The sequence below is a fragment of the Gimesia algae genome, assembly GCF_007746795.1.
Taxonomy (GTDB): Bacteria; Planctomycetota; Planctomycetia; order Planctomycetales; family Planctomycetaceae; genus Gimesia; species Gimesia algae.
In genome coordinates this window covers 6,777,600-6,794,320 of record NZ_CP036343.1, presented here as the reverse complement: position 1 = coordinate 6,794,320, position 16,721 = coordinate 6,777,600, and the positions used below count along the sequence as shown (strand labels likewise).

At 51.2% G+C, this 16,721-nt stretch carries 15 protein-coding genes and 5 pseudogenes; 9 read left to right on the top strand and 11 right to left on the bottom strand.

What is annotated here, in order from left to right:
• Both Pan161_RS25600 and Pan161_RS25595 read left to right on the top strand, forming a co-directional pair.
• Complete coding sequence (locus Pan161_RS25600; protein ID WP_145231600.1) at positions 1–438, top strand: transposase; 438 nt, start codon at positions 1–3, stop codon at positions 436–438.
• Positions 435–851 (top strand): transposase, encoded by a 417-nt coding sequence (locus tag Pan161_RS25595; protein WP_197995935.1) that lies wholly within the window; start codon positions 435–437, stop codon positions 849–851. The genes Pan161_RS25600 and Pan161_RS25595 overlap by 4 nt, the downstream gene beginning before the upstream one ends.
• Here Pan161_RS25595 and Pan161_RS25590 read toward each other — a convergent pair.
• On the bottom strand, positions 826–1,497 hold the full coding sequence (locus Pan161_RS25590; protein ID WP_145231598.1) for a helix-turn-helix domain-containing protein: 672 nt from the start codon (positions 1,495–1,497) through the stop codon (positions 826–828). The two genes, Pan161_RS25595 and Pan161_RS25590, sit on opposite strands and share 26 nt — an antisense overlap.
• Before the next feature lie 160 nt (positions 1,498–1,657).
• Between Pan161_RS25590 and Pan161_RS25585 the strand changes: the two genes are divergently transcribed.
• Complete coding sequence (locus Pan161_RS25585; protein ID WP_145231597.1) at positions 1,658–1,924, top strand: hypothetical protein; 267 nt, start codon at positions 1,658–1,660, stop codon at positions 1,922–1,924.
• A 47-nt stretch (positions 1,925–1,971) separates the two neighbouring features.
• Here Pan161_RS25585 and Pan161_RS25580 read toward each other — a convergent pair whose 3' ends face one another.
• From Pan161_RS25580 to Pan161_RS25560, 5 genes and pseudogenes are all read right to left on the bottom strand, one after another.
• Positions 1,972–2,889 carry a beta/alpha barrel domain-containing protein gene (locus Pan161_RS25580; protein ID WP_145231596.1) on the bottom strand — a complete coding sequence of 306 codons (918 nt, stop codon included), beginning with the start codon at positions 2,887–2,889 and terminating at the stop codon, positions 1,972–1,974.
• A 291-nt stretch (positions 2,890–3,180) separates the two neighbouring features.
• On the bottom strand, positions 3,181–4,134 hold the full coding sequence (locus Pan161_RS25575) for a 1-phosphofructokinase family hexose kinase (protein ID WP_145231595.1): 954 nt from the start codon (positions 4,132–4,134) through the stop codon (positions 3,181–3,183).
• A 7-nt stretch (positions 4,135–4,141) separates the two neighbouring features.
• Complete coding sequence (gene gpmA, locus Pan161_RS25570; protein ID WP_145231594.1) at positions 4,142–4,891, bottom strand: 2,3-diphosphoglycerate-dependent phosphoglycerate mutase; 750 nt, start codon at positions 4,889–4,891, stop codon at positions 4,142–4,144.
• Positions 4,892–4,906: 15 nt separating this feature from the next.
• Complete coding sequence (locus tag Pan161_RS25565) at positions 4,907–5,929, bottom strand: phosphohexomutase domain-containing protein (protein ID WP_197995521.1); 1,023 nt, start codon at positions 5,927–5,929, stop codon at positions 4,907–4,909.
• A 31-nt stretch (positions 5,930–5,960) separates the two neighbouring features.
• Positions 5,961–6,248 (bottom strand): annotated as a pseudogene (locus Pan161_RS25560) (integrase core domain-containing protein); the annotation flags it as partial.
• A gap of 39 nt (positions 6,249–6,287) precedes the next feature.
• Between Pan161_RS25560 and Pan161_RS25555 the strand changes: the two are divergent.
• From Pan161_RS25555 to Pan161_RS31470, 6 genes and pseudogenes are all read left to right on the top strand, one after another.
• A complete protein-coding gene (locus Pan161_RS25555) occupies positions 6,288–6,932 on the top strand; it encodes a transposase (RefSeq protein ID WP_145231592.1) in 645 nt (214 codons plus the stop codon).
• A 174-nt stretch (positions 6,933–7,106) separates the two neighbouring features.
• Positions 7,107–7,702 (top strand): annotated as a pseudogene (istB, locus tag Pan161_RS25550) (IS21-like element helper ATPase IstB).
• A 327-nt stretch (positions 7,703–8,029) separates the two neighbouring features.
• Complete coding sequence (locus Pan161_RS25545; RefSeq protein WP_145231590.1) at positions 8,030–9,034, top strand: IS110 family RNA-guided transposase; 1,005 nt, start codon at positions 8,030–8,032, stop codon at positions 9,032–9,034.
• Between the two features lie 290 nt (positions 9,035–9,324).
• Positions 9,325–10,499 (top strand): annotated as a pseudogene (locus tag Pan161_RS25540) (IS3 family transposase).
• Positions 10,500–10,534: 35 nt separating this feature from the next.
• Positions 10,535–10,891 (top strand): annotated as a pseudogene (locus Pan161_RS25535) (integrase core domain-containing protein); the annotation flags it as partial.
• A gap of 133 nt (positions 10,892–11,024) precedes the next feature.
• Positions 11,025–11,141: pseudogene (locus Pan161_RS31470) on the top strand (ZIP family metal transporter); the annotation flags it as partial.
• Positions 11,142–11,398: 257 nt separating this feature from the next.
• Here Pan161_RS31470 and Pan161_RS25525 read toward each other — a convergent pair.
• From Pan161_RS25525 to Pan161_RS25505, 5 genes are read right to left on the bottom strand one after another with little or no spacing between them, the layout of a single operon-like run.
• Positions 11,399–13,519 (bottom strand): heavy metal translocating P-type ATPase, encoded by a 2,121-nt coding sequence (locus Pan161_RS25525; RefSeq protein WP_145231588.1) that lies wholly within the window; start codon positions 13,517–13,519, stop codon positions 11,399–11,401.
• Positions 13,516–14,268, bottom strand: coding sequence for a c-type cytochrome (locus Pan161_RS25520; RefSeq protein WP_145231587.1), 753 nt, complete (start codon positions 14,266–14,268; stop codon positions 13,516–13,518). The genes Pan161_RS25525 and Pan161_RS25520 overlap by 4 nt, the downstream gene beginning before the upstream one ends.
• Positions 14,265–14,894 carry a cbb3-type cytochrome c oxidase subunit II gene (locus Pan161_RS25515; RefSeq protein ID WP_145231586.1) on the bottom strand — a complete coding sequence of 210 codons (630 nt, stop codon included), beginning with the start codon at positions 14,892–14,894 and terminating at the stop codon, positions 14,265–14,267. The genes Pan161_RS25520 and Pan161_RS25515 overlap by 4 nt, the downstream gene beginning before the upstream one ends.
• Positions 14,891–16,378 (bottom strand): cbb3-type cytochrome c oxidase subunit I, encoded by a 1,488-nt coding sequence (locus Pan161_RS25510; RefSeq protein WP_145231585.1) that lies wholly within the window; start codon positions 16,376–16,378, stop codon positions 14,891–14,893. Before Pan161_RS25510 ends, Pan161_RS25515 begins: the two co-directional genes overlap by 4 nt.
• Complete coding sequence (locus Pan161_RS25505) at positions 16,375–16,617, bottom strand: hypothetical protein (protein ID WP_232103494.1); 243 nt, start codon at positions 16,615–16,617, stop codon at positions 16,375–16,377. The genes Pan161_RS25510 and Pan161_RS25505 overlap by 4 nt, the downstream gene beginning before the upstream one ends.
• Positions 16,618–16,721 lie beyond the last annotated feature (104 nt).

Here is a 16,721-nt window from a genome sequence, read left to right as displayed (position 1 = left end):
ATGCCCACACGATCCCGTACAGAGCTAAGCCGGCTCGTCGACACGGGATCCAGGACGGACCCAACTGTTGAATTAACCGATAAACAATGGAGTTTAATAGAGGATTTATTTCCCTGGGAACCTCCGGCACCCCAGGGTGGACGTCCCAAAGCAAAACCCAGAGCCTGTTTCAATGGCATTATGTGGGTGCTGCGGACAGGAGCCCGCTGGAAAGATTTACCAGAGAAGTATCCGCCGAAATCAACCTGTCATGATCGTTTGAAGGAATGGTCGGAGTCAGGTTTATTCGATCAAGCATTAGAACGATTATTGAGAGCCTTGGAAGAATCGGAGATTTTAGACCTGACGGAAACCTTTGCCGATGGCACATTTGCTTCGGCAAAAAAAGGGGTAAACAGGTTGGACCGACACGCCGTGGCAAAGGAACTAAGATTATGATTTGCGTGGACGCCCAGGGAATTCCCCTGGCTGTCGAGACGGAATCAGCAAACCGTAATGAAGCGATTCTGGTCGAACCGTTAATTGCAAAAATGACATTGAAAAAACGACATCCTCAGCGATTGATTTACGATAAAGCGGGAGATTCTCAGAAACTGCGTGATCATCTTGCTGATCAGAAAATCGATTTTATCTGTCCCCATCGAGATATCAAAAACCGGAAACAGAAAACTCAGGATGGCCGCAAGCTTCGACGTTACAAGCGACGTTGGATCGTCGAGAGAACAATCTCATGGTTACATAATTATCGACGCGTGGTGACACGTTGGGAGTATCACAATCACCTTTACACAAGCTTTGTGAAGCTCGCCTGCCTGTTCACCATGATTAAACGGTTTTCGGACCACCTCTAGTCATTTCGTCAATACAGACCGTGTGAGTTCTCTGTCGGTCATACAACTGCGGCGCCTCATAGTAAGTTCGGCAGACCGTCTCTACCTGCCGCTGAAACAACTCAGGATCTTTCTCGGTAGTGTTACACCAGTAACGGCTGCGATGGGGCTTCAGACTCACTTCACGCAAGATCCGATTCACATGGCTGGTGGAAATCGAATCGACCAGTTGACGCCGTTGTGCTTCGTCGGCAAGTTCGGCTCCCGTCCAGGATGTCACCGGTCGCCCGCTGTTCTGGGGCTTCTCACAAGCCAGTGAAATCAGTCCCGAAATCTGTTCGTTAGTAAAACGTCCTGGCGATCCGCTGCGGGGTGCGTCGCTGAGTGTATCAATGATCGCCCGTTGGAAGGCACTCTGGTTGAGGTTGAACTGCATCTGCAGGAGTGCCTGAGAAGAGTCCCGCCAGCGACGTCGCCAAAGTCCGACCGTTTTGGGGCAGCGTTTGACAGTGTCTGCGATGGTCTGATTATCAAGCTTGTTGAATGCGAGTAAAATGATCCGGGCACGCACAATAATTGCCCGGCTGGCATTCCGACTCGCAGCCAGTTGCGATAAAATCTGATGCATACACGACGTCAATTCAATACGGGCAGCCTTGCCTGACATTGCTCTTCCCTGGTTCTGGTGGGCGAGGTGAGATTCCTCATCAAACCTTGGAAGAGCATTTTTGTCATCAGCAATCTGGTGGTCTACAAAAAACAGGAAAACGACGTAAAAAAACTTTCTGGTAGGAACGAACTTAAGAGCCGAGTTACTAGCGCAAGCTTTGATTCTCGATCAGGACGCGGCTCTGGAAGAGCATTACTTGGAGATCAACCGGCACGAAATGCACGTGCAACATCATGAGCATGAAATCGCACGGCACGAACAGACCGGCGAGAACTCGGACCATGAACAATTGTCCGTCGAGCATCGGGAATTGGATGCCGCGCACGAGCAAACGCGCGAAGTTCACAAGCACCTGGCCGATCATCATCGCAAATGCATGGCGGAGATTAACCGGCTCGTCGAGAAGTTGAACGAAGCGATGTAAAGCTTCGGCGTGCGCCTAGGCATCTGGTTCTGCCGGCGAATCTGGCTTTACTTCTTTTGATAGATCGCGAGCGCTTCGTCAACGCTTCTGTTCTCGACGGAGACGGCATAGATGGCGTTGCAGAAGCGGACAGCCTCGTCCAGGGGAAGTTGGTGGATGTTGCGTCCGGTAGCGTTACCGATGGCGCCGCTGATGTGGATCTGGTCGTGCAGACGCGCCAGAAACTTTTTGGCTTTGGTCCCCTTGCCGCCGGCACAGATCACCTTGGTCCGTCCCGCCGCCAGGACCGCTTCTTTGAAACGCTCTGCCGGTTTACCATCCTGCGCGTGTGGGTAATTTACTTTGACAAAATCCGTGCCCAAACTGCCGGCCAGCCCAGTAACGCCCGCGATCAAATGCGGGTCCAACTCATTCGTGACCGCCTTCCCGCGCGGGTACGCCCACAGGATCGTGACCAGTCCCATTTGATGCGCCTCGAAGATCAGCCGCGTCGCCTCGATCAGCATTTCGTGCTCGAATTGGCTGCCGGGATAGATCGTGAAGCCGACTCCAACAATCTTGAGGCCTGACTCATCTCGAAAGCGAGCCAGTTGTTCCAGCGTGTGCCATTGGCGGCTGACAGGATCGCGTTGGTCGGTTTTCATGAGATTGGTCTTGCCGTTCAGCTTGACCAGATAAGGGAGGCTGGGATAGTCGGCCCCATAGCGTGCGATCAGCCCCAGGTGCGTGGCGAACGCGCCGATGCGAGCTTTGGCGGCGACCTGGAACAGATGCTCAGGGTCGCCGTCTTCGGGCGAGATGTCCGGCCCGACGAAGTCGTCGTTCAGATGCTCGACCTTTTGATCGCCTGCCATCAGCATCACGCGTCCGACGTCGCTGGTCAGTGTGCGGTAGTTATCGACGTAGGTCTCCCGCGCCGAGGGCGCGACATCCAGCGGTATGTTGACTTCTAGCTCGTTTTCCATTTGATCCAACCTCAAAAAACTTGCCTTATGATAGTACTCTGCACAATGACGTCACTTGTCGCTTCAGGGGTTTGGTGACGATGGCAATGGGCGTAGTTTCTTTAATCATTTTATCTCGACGATGCCACTGCAGCAACAAATACCAAGTAGGTTACGTGCAAAAGTACTGGATCGGCGGTGAAGCTCGTCACGATGGCGCCTGCACCAACCAAGCTCAACAAAGCGATAATCGCCCAATCCATTGGCATTCACGACGGACTCGGTCCGCACTCCCTTCTGCAGCCATGGCGGCTAAGCGTCTAGCAGTTTCACTGTCACTTGGGTTTCCAGTCGTTCGATATCCTCTCGCGTAAAAAGGCTCGTGCCCGGGTGTTGCGCCGTGCCGCTGCCGCAGGCGATGCCTAAACGTAGCGCGGCGGCGATGTCGCGCCCCTGCGCGAATGCGGCCACCAGCCCGCCGACCAGCGAATCCCCGGCGCCGACCGTCGAGCGAATTTGGACGTGCGGCGCAGTCGCATGATGTGCATTTTCCGGACCCACGAGGACGGCCCCTTCGCCGCCCAACGAAACGCAGACATAGGTCACACCCTTGCGCTGCAATCTGCGAGCCTCCTCAACCACGTCCTCTCGCTTCGGCAGTGGGTGGCCACAATGTCGTTCCAGCTCATACCGATTCGGTTTGATCAGGTAAGGACCATGTTCGATCGCACTGGCAAGCATCGGCCCCTTGGTGTCCACGATTGCCAGAACATCGCGTTGGCGCAGCCTTTCGACGAGATCGGCGTAAACAGTTTCCGGCACTCCGGCCGGGAGCGATCCAGTCAAAACGCCGAATCCGCCTTGGGCGCCGGCCAAGAACCTGTCGGTGACTTGGTCGAGGACTGCTGGCGCTACGGCCGGCCCGACGCCATCCACCTCGTATTGGGTACGCGGATTCTCTTCCAGAATCGTGCAGTTGATGCGAGTTTCACCAGACATCCGCACAGCAACGAGGTTGTCCAGTTGGTTTCCAACGAGCCGCGCGACCAGCTCGCCGATCTCGCCGGCCAGAATACAGCAATTGGTTGCCGGCGCGTCCAGTTGCTTCAATGCCCTGCCAACGTTGATCCCGTTACCACCGGGATCGAACCGTGTGTGGTTGGCTCGCACCTTCTCGTCACGCACCAAACTCGGAAATTCGTAGCTCACGTCCAGGCACGGATTGAGGGTGAGAGTGGCAATCGATACAACTGGCGATTCTCGCATGACTTGACTACCCTTCTAGCGAGGCTTGATTAGCGACCGCCTGCGCGGCCTTTCTGGCGGTCTCGGCATCGCCAAGATACGACTTGGCGATCGGATTCAACTGGGCGTCGAGCCGATACACGCGCGGGATCCCCGTGGGAATATTCAAGTCCACGACCTCTTGCTCCGACAGGTTTTCCAGAAACTTGACGAGGGCGCGGAGACTGTTGCCGTGGGCAACGATCAGCACGCGATTGCCGCGCCGAACTTGCGGTGCGATCGTTTCACTCCAGTAGGGCAGAAAGCGCTGCAGCACATCTTTCAGGCTCTCGGCCCGTGGGATTTCAACTGTCGACAAACTGGCGTAGCGACGGTCGCGGCCCGGAAACCGTTGGTCATCTTCTGCCAGCACAGGCGGCCGATCCGCATAAGAACGCCGCCAAATGTGGACCTGTTCCGCGCCCTGTTCTTTCGCCGTATCTGCTTTATTCAATCCCTGGAGCGCACCGTAGTGCCGTTCGTTCAAGCGCCAATGCCTGACGACCGGCAACCACATTTGGTCGGTTTCTTCGAGCGCGATCCACATCGTGCGAATCGCACGTTTCAGAACCGAGGTATAAACAACGTCAAACTCGAAGCCGCTCTCCCGCAGGAGTTGGCCGGCATGCCGTGCCTCTTGAATGCCCTGTTCGCTGAGGTCCACGTCCGTCCAGCCCGTAAATCGATTCTCCAGATTCCACTGGCTCTGTCCGTGACGCAATAGCACGAGCTGGTGCATGTTGTGATTCCGTTTCTAGTCGGGGACTTTTCCGATTTCGTCGATGATATGATCAATTCGTGAGAATAACGTCTTGCGTTCTTTTTCCAAGCGATCTTGGCGGCTGGCGCCAAGGTTGATCCGAAGCAGAGGCTCCGTGAGCGAACTGCAAACGTTAAACCACCAATCGGGATAGTCGACGGACAATCCGTCGAGATGGTCGATCTGCCCGTCGTGATAAGCAACTTTAAGCCCGTCAAGGACTCGGTCGCGATCGGGAACCTGTTGATTGATCTCGCCACTTGTGTGATATATCTGGACGCGCGCCAGCATTTCGGACAATGGCGCACCACCGGCCGACACTAGATTGATCAGCTCAATCAGCGTGCGGAGACCGTTATCGGTAAAGTGCAGATCGGAATAGTAGTAATAACCTGAGAGTTCGACCGCGAAGAGCGCCTGTTGCTTGCGCATAGCCAGCTTGATGAATGCGTGGCCCACGCATGTACGGATCGGGTTTCCACCCGCCTGACTGATGGGTCGCTTCGATACGCCGGGTGGATTCGCTATGGCGGCCGCGATTTCTGGCAGTCCATGGACGCCACTCAAAGGTTTGGCATCTCGCTCGCAGAGCTTCAGACCGTTGTATTCCGGCTGTAAATGTCTGGCCGTCACCATGACGGAACCATCAAACTCGCGGTCCGCCCCATACCAATATACCATCGGAGTCGTTGCCAGGCCGATCTTGACGACTTGGTGGCCTTCCTCTCGGAGCCCGACGCTCACCGCCGGAGAACTCAAACGAGTATCGTGGCCGATCAGAAATCGTCCCGGCTCTTCCGGGCACAAGTAGTTTCCGAACGTGCCGGCGATCGCTCGTACATTACGACTGTCCAAGCTCTGGCTGACTACGCCACGAATGTCGTAGGCCCCAAAGATCCGTTCAGCGTTCGTTATTGACGACGGCGGCTGCACAATTCTTTTTCTCGCAATAACAAGTACCCTTGCATTCAAATTCACCGGATTATATGCCGTTGTTTCGCTCAACTCATCAGCCAATCGCCGACCTCTGACATAATGGCCTTCAACTTCACCTTGAGAACAGCCTCGCATCCGGCACCGTGGCTCTGTAGCCCAGTGAACTGTGCGGCCTGATAGAGTTGTAATCTCTCCTCCAGCGTTCGATCAGTACTTTGATTTCCATAATCATATCGAAGATTTCACTATTGAGCAAGTCATCTCTCAGCTTTCCGTTGAAGGATTCGATGTAACCGTTTTCCCAGGGACTGCCTGGTTCAATGAACAAGGTCATCACTTCCACCCTGCGGAGCCAGTCTCGAACCCGCTCTGCCGTGAACTCGGGACCATTATCACTGCGAAACGGAAACAGATCAGCGAAACGCTACGATGAAAGGTTATTGAGCAATATGAACAGCCCAGTCAAAAGCAGAGAATCTTACACACATGTGAATATCAGGCGAAAACCTGGCCGCACTCTCGGCAAATCGTCATCAAGGTGGAAGCGGGACCGGAAGGAACCAATCGGCGAGCCATTGTTACTAATCGTTCGGGTGCTGCAATCTGCCCCGAAGGTGCTTACGATGATTATGTCATCCGCGGAGAAAGCGCCCTTTTTCTCTTTATAACACGGAGAAATAAAGAATTAAAGTGCGGATTGGAGGCAGATCGTCGTAGCGATCATCGCTATATGGAGAACCTGTTCCGTTTGAATCTTCATTGCCTGGCTCACAACTTGCTCGTCCGCGCACGGCAACTGATCGCCGAGCCTCCTGCTGAAAAAGTAATCGATGGCGTTCCCCCAAATGCACAGCCGGAGAACTCAAGACGTCAGCAGCAAAATCGTCGCCGTCGAGAAGATCCACTTGGCGAAGGACAACCATGTACCTGGCGTACTCGCCTGATCAAAGTCGCTGCGGAAATTCGCGTCAGCAGTCGTCGAATTTTAATCATCCTGCCACGCCATTGGCCCTACCTGCACCACTTCGAGAAGTTTTGCGACAAGACATTCCAACTCGGTCTCGCCGGTTGTCCCCCTTCTTAAGAGCATCGTCTCAACGCTCACCTGAACCCCAACAATCAATATCGTCCATGCCCCCCCCCAACGGGGGAAAGGGGGCCGTCACCCCTGCTGCAAATCCGATCCCTCAATATCCCCCCAGAAATGCCATTATTGAATAATCGAAAAACCTGTTAATAATCCGGGTTAGCGAACCGGATCAAACAGGCACAGTTCCCGATGGAAAAGGGCTTGGAGGATTACGATTTCTCAGCGATCAAATCGATCAGCAAACAGAAAATCCTGGAACTGTCCCGTTGCGAATGGGTCCGTCAATGTTCCAATGTCTGTCTGCTTGGGCAGCCGGGAACTGGGAAAACGCATCTATCGATTGGGTTGGGATTATCAGCCTGTCGTGAAGGAATCAAAACGAAATTCTTCACCGCAGCTTCGCTGGTGACTCAATTAGAAGAAGCTCAAAAGCAGTACAGTTTAGATCGATTCCTGAAGAGACTCGACAAAATTGATTTACTAATCGTTGATGAATTAGGTTACTTGTCTTTCAGTCGTGCCGGAGCAGAATTGTTGTTCCAGGTTTTTGCAGATCGTTACGAACGCCGCAGTTTATTGATTACCAGCAACTTAGCATTTAGCGACTGGGGCAAATCTTTCAGGGCGAACGAATGACGGCTGCGCTATTGGATCGATTAACTCATCATTGTTCAATCTTTGAGATGAATGGCGAAAGCTACCGGTTCAAAGAGTCGATAAAACAGAGTAAGAGCGAACAATCACCGCAAGCAAAAGCGAAGTAAAAACCGCTGGTGAAAGCTACCGATTACAGGACGCTAAACGTCGTCGTACAAAAAGCTCAGGCGACAAGTCAATCAAGACGAAGTAAGAAAAGGACTCACCTTTCCTGCGAGCCCAGCCACATTCGCCGGAATCTCCCCGCAACCATCGCTACATTTTTCGCCCGCCCGGCGCTACGTTTTCTGACTGTTGTTTACACGGAGGACCAGAATGGGAGCTTTATGGGTTGACATGATACTATGACCGCCGTGTCAAGCCTCTTCCCTGAAACGTTATAATGAGTGTTCCAGTTATCCAAGATCTGAACATTCTACAAAGGAGGTAAATCCATGTGGCACATTGGTATCGATCTTCATCGGAGGACGGTTGTCATGTCGGCGGTCAATGATTCTGGAGAAGTTGTCTCTCCTGTGACAATTGAGTGTCTGAACACAAATGCGATTCTCGATTTTCTACAACCACTCAAACCTTTCCGGGCGGTTGTCGAGTCTACTGCGACCTATCGCTGGCTTTATAAATTACTCTCTGAGGAAGGAACCATTCTGTTGGCTCATCCTGCAAAATTACGCTTGATGATTCAACGACGAGCCAAAACAGATCGCCTGGACTGTCAACTCCTGGTGAATCTGTTACGGATTAACCAGATCCCACTCTCCTATATTCCCCCAGACGATTATCAGCAACTGAGAGAAATCACACGCCACCGCGCCGGACTAGCTCGTGACAGAGCTCAGATCAAGATTGGTTTACGCGCATTATTGGCGCGTAATAACCAGGACGCCCCCTATCGAATCCCTTTTGGTCCTCGAGGAATCAAATGGTTCCGGGATCAATCGTTTTCGTCCATTGACAATCTGATCCGTGATGAGCTAATCACTCGGCTTGATCACTTTACAGAGCAAATTAACGTGATCGATCAGCAACTGGAAGAACTACAAGTATCCTTTCCTCAGGTAGAAGCATTACTCAATATTCACGGAATCGGACTGTATACTGCTCTGGTCATTGTCGCCGAACTGGGGGAAGTCGAACGATTTCGCTCTGCAAAACAAGTAGGGGCTTATGCAGGATTGACATCGAAAGTGAATCAATCGGGAGGTCACTGTTATTATGGCTCCATTACCAGGCAAGGACCTCCCTGGTTACGTTGGGTTCTGACCGAAGTAGCGATTCACGTGATTCGGCGCGATGTTCCCTTGAAAAGGTTTTATACCCGAATTCGTAAACGATCTGGAGCCAAGAAAGCCCGGGTTGCTGTAGCTTGCAAACTCGCGGAGATTTCCTGGAAACGATTATTCCGTTGGCAGACTGAGCATTCAGTACAACCGGTTTGAAAGAGAGAAGAGATAATTTACGCGAAAGCAGTGAGTTCGGCCCGCGAAGGGGGCTGGTGAGGAATACTCTGCACCGGTGACGTGAATGGGCGGCTCACTGATTGAATTGTAATCTGCGCGACGGCGTTCAGCCGGACGGCGCGAATGGGTGCCTATATCCGCGTAAATTTAAAATCGAGAAAACAATTGAAACGGAGGCTTGACACGGCGTAAGTCATGGGTGCCCCCTTTAACCGAAACCAGAGCTTGATATACAATTCAGGTTTCTGGACCTAGAAAAGGAGGCGATCATGCCCACGAAACGTCATTCTTCCGAACAGATTATTTCTAAGCTCCGGGAAGCCGAGGTTCACCTCTCTCAGGGAATGACCATTCCTCTGATGTGCAAGAAGCTCGGTATTCATCAGCAGACCTATTATAAATGGCGTCGTGAATATGGTGGACTACGGATGGATCAGGCAAAACGGTTGAAAGAACTTGAAAAAGAGAACAATCGTCTCAAAAAGTTACTGGCAGAATCAGAACTGGATAAATCGATTCTGAGGGAAGCAGCCTCGGGAAACTTCTAAGCCCGTCGAAACGGAGCAAGGCAGTGAATTTCGTACGGGATTCTATAGGAAGGGATCAAGTCTCAGAACGCCGAGCCTGTCGTGTTCTGGGGCAGTCCAGGTCGACACAGCGCAGGCAGCGATTTGTTTCCTCTGATGAACCAAGGTTGATCCGAGAGATGATCGAACTGGCGACCCAATTTGGGCGTTAGGGTTATCGTCGTGTTACTCAGCTACTTAGGCAGCGTGGATGGAAAGTGAACCATAAACGGGTAGAACGTCTCTGGAGACAAGAATGACTGAAAGTGCCTCGAAAACAGCCTAAACGGCGACGTCTGTGGTTTAATGATGGCTCGTGTGTCCGACTTCGTCCGACACATAAAGACCATGTCTGGACTTATGACTTTGTGCATTGTCGCACACACGATTGACGGGCCTTCCGGATATTGACCATGCTTGATGAATATACCAGAGAATGTCTGACAATTGATGTCGAAAGGAGGCTCAACAGTGAAAACATATTGGAGCGTCTAAGTGACCTGTTTGTACGTCGCGGTGTTCCTGATCACATTCGAAGTGATAATGGTCCTGAGTTCACAGCTAAAAAAGTTCGCGACTGGTTACGGAAAATCGAAGTGAAGACGTTATTTATCGAGCCAGGCAGTCCTTGGGAGAACGGCTACATCGAATCATTCAACGGAAAGCTAAGAGATGAATTCCTGAATGGAGAAGTCTTCGATACGTTATTGGAAGCTAAGGTTCTGATAGAGCGTTGGCGGAAAGAATACAACACAATCCGACCACACAGTTCTCTGGGATACCGGGCCCCGGTACCGGAGGCAAAACTGTTCTGTTTGCCTGCTTCCGCTCCGCTCCAGCAGACAAACAGAACAGTCATTGATACAATCGGACACTAAGTCATGTGACTGGTGTCATACTTGGGGGCACGTCACCTGATCATGTTCGAAGTGATAATGGTCCTGAGTTCACAGCAAAAAAAGTTCGCGACTGGTTACGGAGAATTGAAGTGAAGACGTTATTTATCGAGCCAGGTAGCCCTTGGGAGAATGGCTACATTGAATCATTCAACGGAAAGCTAAGAGATGAATTGCTGAATGGAGAAGTCTTCGATACGTTATTGGAAGCGAAGGTTCTGATAGAACGTTGGCGGAAAGAATACAACACAATCCGACCACACAGTTCTCTGGGATACCGGGCCCCGGTACCGGAGGCAAAACTGTTCTGTTTGCCTGCTTCCGCTCCGCTCCAGCAGACAAACAGAACAGTCATTGATACAATAGGACACTAAGTCTTGTGGCTGGTGTCATACTTGGGGGCATGTCAATCAATTGTCTCTTGAACTTAAGGGGCGACAGTCTTTTTGTATCCGACGCGCAGCAGCACATGAAGTACCGCAAGAACTGGGAGATTTTGGTATTTTGGTGCACGGAGGTTGGAAGAAATCCAATGCGCTTATCTACAACTTCCTCTCTGCCTTGACATTCCCTCTCGGCGGGTTGATTGCTTATACAGTCTCAGCTCAAATAGACGTTGCATTGCTAATTCCCTTTGCGGCTGGCAACTTCATTTACATCGATGCCACCGACCTTATCCCCGAGACCAAATAGGATACAGACATTCACATCAATATTGTCCATTTGCTCTCTTTCATATCAGGTTTGGTTCTACTACTCATCATTCGGCTCCTTATTCAAGATGGTAGTTGAGTTCATCAATGGCAGTGATCAGCCTCATCCAAAACTACCAGCGATATTAAAAACTCATGGTCTTCAGAATTTCAAACGTTAAAATAAGATTACCTACTTGGCTTCGCTTGTTGCGATTTTGAATAGCAGGGGGTGAATGATATCTGAACAAGTCTATTCGGAACAGGTGTTGTCTTGGGAGTCTTCAGCAGGGAGTCTCTGTCGCGTGGAATCCGAACAGGCGCTGGCGATCCTGGATCCATGGAACGAATTACCACGAACAAACTGGAACCGAGCATCAGTACGGCGGCGAACACCGGATGCAAATATCCATTCGCAGCCACGATCATACCGATCGTGTTGTAGACGAGTGCGAATCGCAAAGTCGTGCTGAGTCGCTTGATTGTCCGTCGCGACAAATCGATCAACTGTGAAAAGACTCTCAGGTCTGTTCCATACCAGACCTGATCTGCCGCTTCGTGCAGGATCTCGGAACCTTCCGCGACTGCGACTGCAATATCACTCTCCGCCATTGCCAGCGCATCATTAATTCCATCCCCGACAAACAGTACGTGCGCCCCTTCCTGATTCAACTGACGGATCTGATCGGCCTTATCCTGAGGGGACATTGCTCTCAGCGTGATATCTGCAGGTAAGCCGTGAACCCGGGGAGAACTGTCCCCAGATAGAATCAGTGTTTGCACTCCAGCCTCTTTCAATAATGCCATGCCACCGGGCACACTGTCGAACGCAGTCTCTGAAATCTGGAATCGCGCGCTCATCTCTCCGTCAATACTCATCACCAGCACAAAAACGACTGACTCGTCAGCCGTGGGCAGTTTCTGAAGCCACGAACTGTGTTTGACCTTGATCGAATCAGAGTCCCTGAGCATGCGCCCGAGAAAGACTTCGTGTCGCTGATTGTCACACCTGACAACTGCCTGGATACCAACAGCTGGTATGGCGTTGAATGAATCACAGGTGAACTGGCTCGTGTCATCACAATGAAAGGCCGCGGCAAGCGGATGGTGAGATTGTGCTTCCATAGTAGCGGCAATCTGTAATAGTTCTTCACGCGACCATTGACAATCCGGCCGAACATCGACGGCGGAGAGCATCGGCTCCACGACAGTCAATGTGCCGGTTTTGTCAAAGGCAATCGTATCGATTTCCGCCAGCCGCTCAATGAGATCACCTCGTTGTGGTGCTATTCCGAGCTCAAACATTTTTGAGTTGGCCTGCCAGACGGTAATCGGAGTAGCAAATCCGAAAGCGCAGGGGCAGGCGACCAGTAACACTGCCAGAGCTGTAAACAAACCGGTCGAAACACTGTCGATGGTTGTCCAGATGATAAATGCGGAAATCGCCACAGCACACACAAAAGGAGTGAACCAGCTGGCAATCCGCTCGGCGACTGACTCCCAGTGACCAGGCGTCTGTCTGATTTTTTCGATGATCCGTTGAATCGCATCAATCTCGCGAACGTAGCCGGAATGGCTTGCCTCCAGGACCAGTGGTGCATCTAATACCAGGCTGGTGGCATAAAGGAAATCGCCTTTCGCTTTAGGCCGAATATAGGGTTCTCCCGTCATGCCGCTTTCAGAAATAAACGCTTCCCCCAAAACGATAAACCCGTCAACAGGAACCATTTCACCTGCAGCTAGACGAACACGATCTTTTTTCTGGACTTGTGAGATCGGAACGTGAAGATACTCCCCGGACGGGGTTTCAATTACACAGGTCGACAGGTGATCGAAAGGAGAATGACTGGCGTGTGCAATGTGCTGCTGCGTTCTGTGTTTCACTAATGTCCCAAAACTGTAAATCACAAGCAGGATATTCACCACTTCAAAATAGACTGGTCCCTGATCTGTGAAGACAGCTTTCAGGGAAATTCCAATCGCGCCTGATATCCCCAGCAGGAACAGGGATTCGACTCCCAGTCGACGCTGTTTCCAGCTTGATTTCAGTCCAGTTATAAACGGGGGGGCGAGTAGTGAAGCAACCAGGACCACGGAAAACAGTAAACCGAACAGAAACCAGTGACGTATTGCTGGTTCCATGGTTGAAAGATTGAATGTCAGAGCAAACAACATGCTGTTCCCGGCTATAAACGCTGCAAAAACCAGGCGAATGACACGCCAGAGAAACTGTCTATCTGTCGCTTCTGCAGGCAGCAATGCCTGTGGCCTTTCGCGAGGCGGTTCGGTGGTGGAATGGCAACAACTCATTTCTTCAGCTCACGATTCTGATCCTGTTTTGAGGAGGCTTCTGGTTCTGCATGATCCTGATCGCTCTTTGCTTTTGCCGGTAATTTGAGTGATTTCAGCTCTTCGAGCGTCCACGCTTCACGTGTTCCGATCTCCGACCGGGCCTCGGTGATGGTCGACTCTGAGACAGCCGGAAACTCATTCTCCCAAGAGGCACGTACATAGGTGAGCAGAGCAGCAAGATCGCGATCACTCAATTGACCCCATCCCGGCATTTGACCGTTGAATCTCTTGTCTTTGACTGTGATAGGTCCGGTAAGTCCACTGAGCAGGATACGTGCCAGAATCCGATCGTCACCAGCAACCCATTCTGACTGATTGAGTGGGGGATATTTCCCTGGCAAGCCTTCCCCATTTGGCTGGTGGCAAGAGAGACAGTTATTGTAAATCCTTTTTCCCAGTAACATGGGGTCAATTACCTTGGGAGTCCGATTGTCGGTCTCCCGTCCCGTCGAAGTAAAAGCATCGGGGCCATCATAATTGTGAGGATCGAAATCCCCATCGTAGGCAGATAGATACCAACCGCCAAACATCGCCATGGCAATGATTCCGAGTAACAGTAACAGTGGCGCGCGTTGCTCTCCTTCCGATGGTTCAAATTGTTCGCGGAGAACGGCACGATGCAGTTCTGGAACATCGGTGGACTCGCGATTTTCCTGCTCAAAAGGATTGAGGGCATGCATATTCCCACTTTGTTCTGGCTCGGTCATTTGACATCTTTCAAATCAAATTTCTGATGTAGAGTCAGAAAATACGCGACTAAATCCATCGCCTCTTTCTTTGGTACAATCCAGGTTGGTTTTTTTGTATATGCTTTGGGTAGTTGAATCGCAGGAATTCCGATGGAAGTCATTGGTTCTGAACCTTCATGTGTTTCAAAAAGAAACTTGAAAGAGGGCATCGTCGAACCGGGAGACGTGATCTGAGGATCAAATAGATGCATCAGGTGCCATTCTTCGATCGGTTGTCTGATTCCAATATTAGCCAGGTCAGGGCCTGTGCGCATCGTTCCCAGATAAGGAGGAGACTGAAACACATAGTCGCGTGGGACAGAGCGTCTACTCCCCCAGCCACGATCAATGTCTGCCCCAAAACCTTCAGGACGTACCTGCTGCGAATGGCAGTAAATGCAGCCGAGTCCGCGATACACTTCACGCCCAGGGGCTTCACGCCAGCTGTCTAATTTCTGGGGATAAACTGCTTTGCTCCCATCAGCGGAAATGATTTCAACCGGTTGCATCTCTTCAAACTGCCAGTTGGGAACAATGACTAATCCCATTAAAGAAGCGATGACAACGGCAAAGATTCCAAGGATGATTACGGAAATACGATTCATAAGTCAGCTCCCTCCAGTCGCGGTGCTGGCTCCATTTGCTGGTTTTTGATCGATCGAAGCAAAGTGGGCTCAACGAGCCAGGCTCCATCTCGACGTACCATTCTGAAAACGAGTATCGCAAAAGCAAGGTGACCGATCGTCATCAAAATCCCCGCAATACTGCGTGACCAGAGGAAAGGGATCGTGTAGCGAACGATATCCAGAAATGGAATATCAGGATTGTTCATCATCATACCCTGGAACCAGCCAGCCCAGGTCAGCCCAACCCAGTACATGGTTATACCGACGGCAGTACACCAGAAATGAACCTTGATAAGATTGCTGCTATACCATTCTCTTTCGATGAGTCTTGGCATGATATAGTACATGGCACCGTATGCGACCATCGAGTAAAAGGCATAGACCCCCAGGTGAGCATGTGCGATGGTGTAGTGTGTAAAATGTCCTGTGAGATTGACTGTCCGCAGGGCTGTCAATGATCCCTGGACGCTGACAACGGTGTAGGCCATTGCGCCAAAAACCGTAAATCGCAGTGTTGGGCTGAATTTCAGTTTTTTAAAGTGACTAACCATTGTCATGTGATGATTGACTGCGACCGTGATCACGGGTACGAACATCATCAGACTTCCGACCGTGCCGACGGTGATGACCCATGCGGGTAGCGGACCGCCAATTAAATGGTGTGTCCCCGCCCAGTTATAGAATAATGCGAGTGTCCAGAAGCCAAGAATGGAAAGCGCGTAGCTGTAAATGGGACGCCCGATGACTTTCGGGATCATATAGTAGGCAGAGGCGAGCCCGATCGGAGTCAACCATAATCCCAAGACGTTATGAGCAAACCACCAGTTCGTCGTTCCCTTGGCAACTCCAATTGCCGCGGGGGAATGAATCAGCACTGTCGCAGTAATGTACAGAAACGGAAACCAGATCGTGGCACCCAGCAGGTACCACTGCGATACATAAAGATGTTTTTCACGGCGTGTCGTCAGCATCTTGACCGCCAAGACGATCAGGATCGCAAATACAGCTCCCAATGCAATGGAAATCCACCAGGGAAACTCAAGCCACTCAATGCTGGTACCGTTTCCGGCCAGAATCTGCCAGATCCCAATCGCAACAAATACATTCCAATAGATGCCTGCGATCAGAAGCATTTCTCTCCAGGGGAGCTTGATCTTGCTCAATCGTGCCATGAGCCATAACAGCGTCCCCACGCCCGACATGGAAGCCCAACCATAAATCATCGCATTGAGATGGGCAGGCCTCACACGTCCAAATGTCAACCAGGCTGCATCGGCTAGAAATCCGGGGGTGTGCATTTTGATGGAGGCAATCATCGCCAAAAGAGAACCAAAAAGCAACCAGCACACAGCGCTGACATACCAAAAGACAACCACCTCCCGACAGGAACGATCAATCTCAAATCGCCGTTGTGCGTCCGTTGTTCGAGGATGAGTGACTGAAACGTTATCTTCAGAGTTCATTCTTTAATTCCATCATTCCTCAAGTTATCCGGAATTGACTGATCAGGTTCGAGTGCTGCTGCATTGTCAGGAAATGCATCCGTCATGACACCGACTGGTTCGTCCTCATCAAAGATCGAGGTCGCTCCTGCCTGAAAATCCTGTAACTGGCCGGTCGCAAACGCCCAGACCAGTGCGGCAACGGCTGTTCCTCCGAGTAAAAACATAAACAGCCAGATTGTTATGTGTATCAGTGTCACAGCTTATTTCATTTCATGACTTACGGTTAGCATTGCCCTAAGACGAGGCAAGACCGTGACGAATGTTGAAAATAATGTGTCTTTCAAAGGAATGTTTTTTTGGG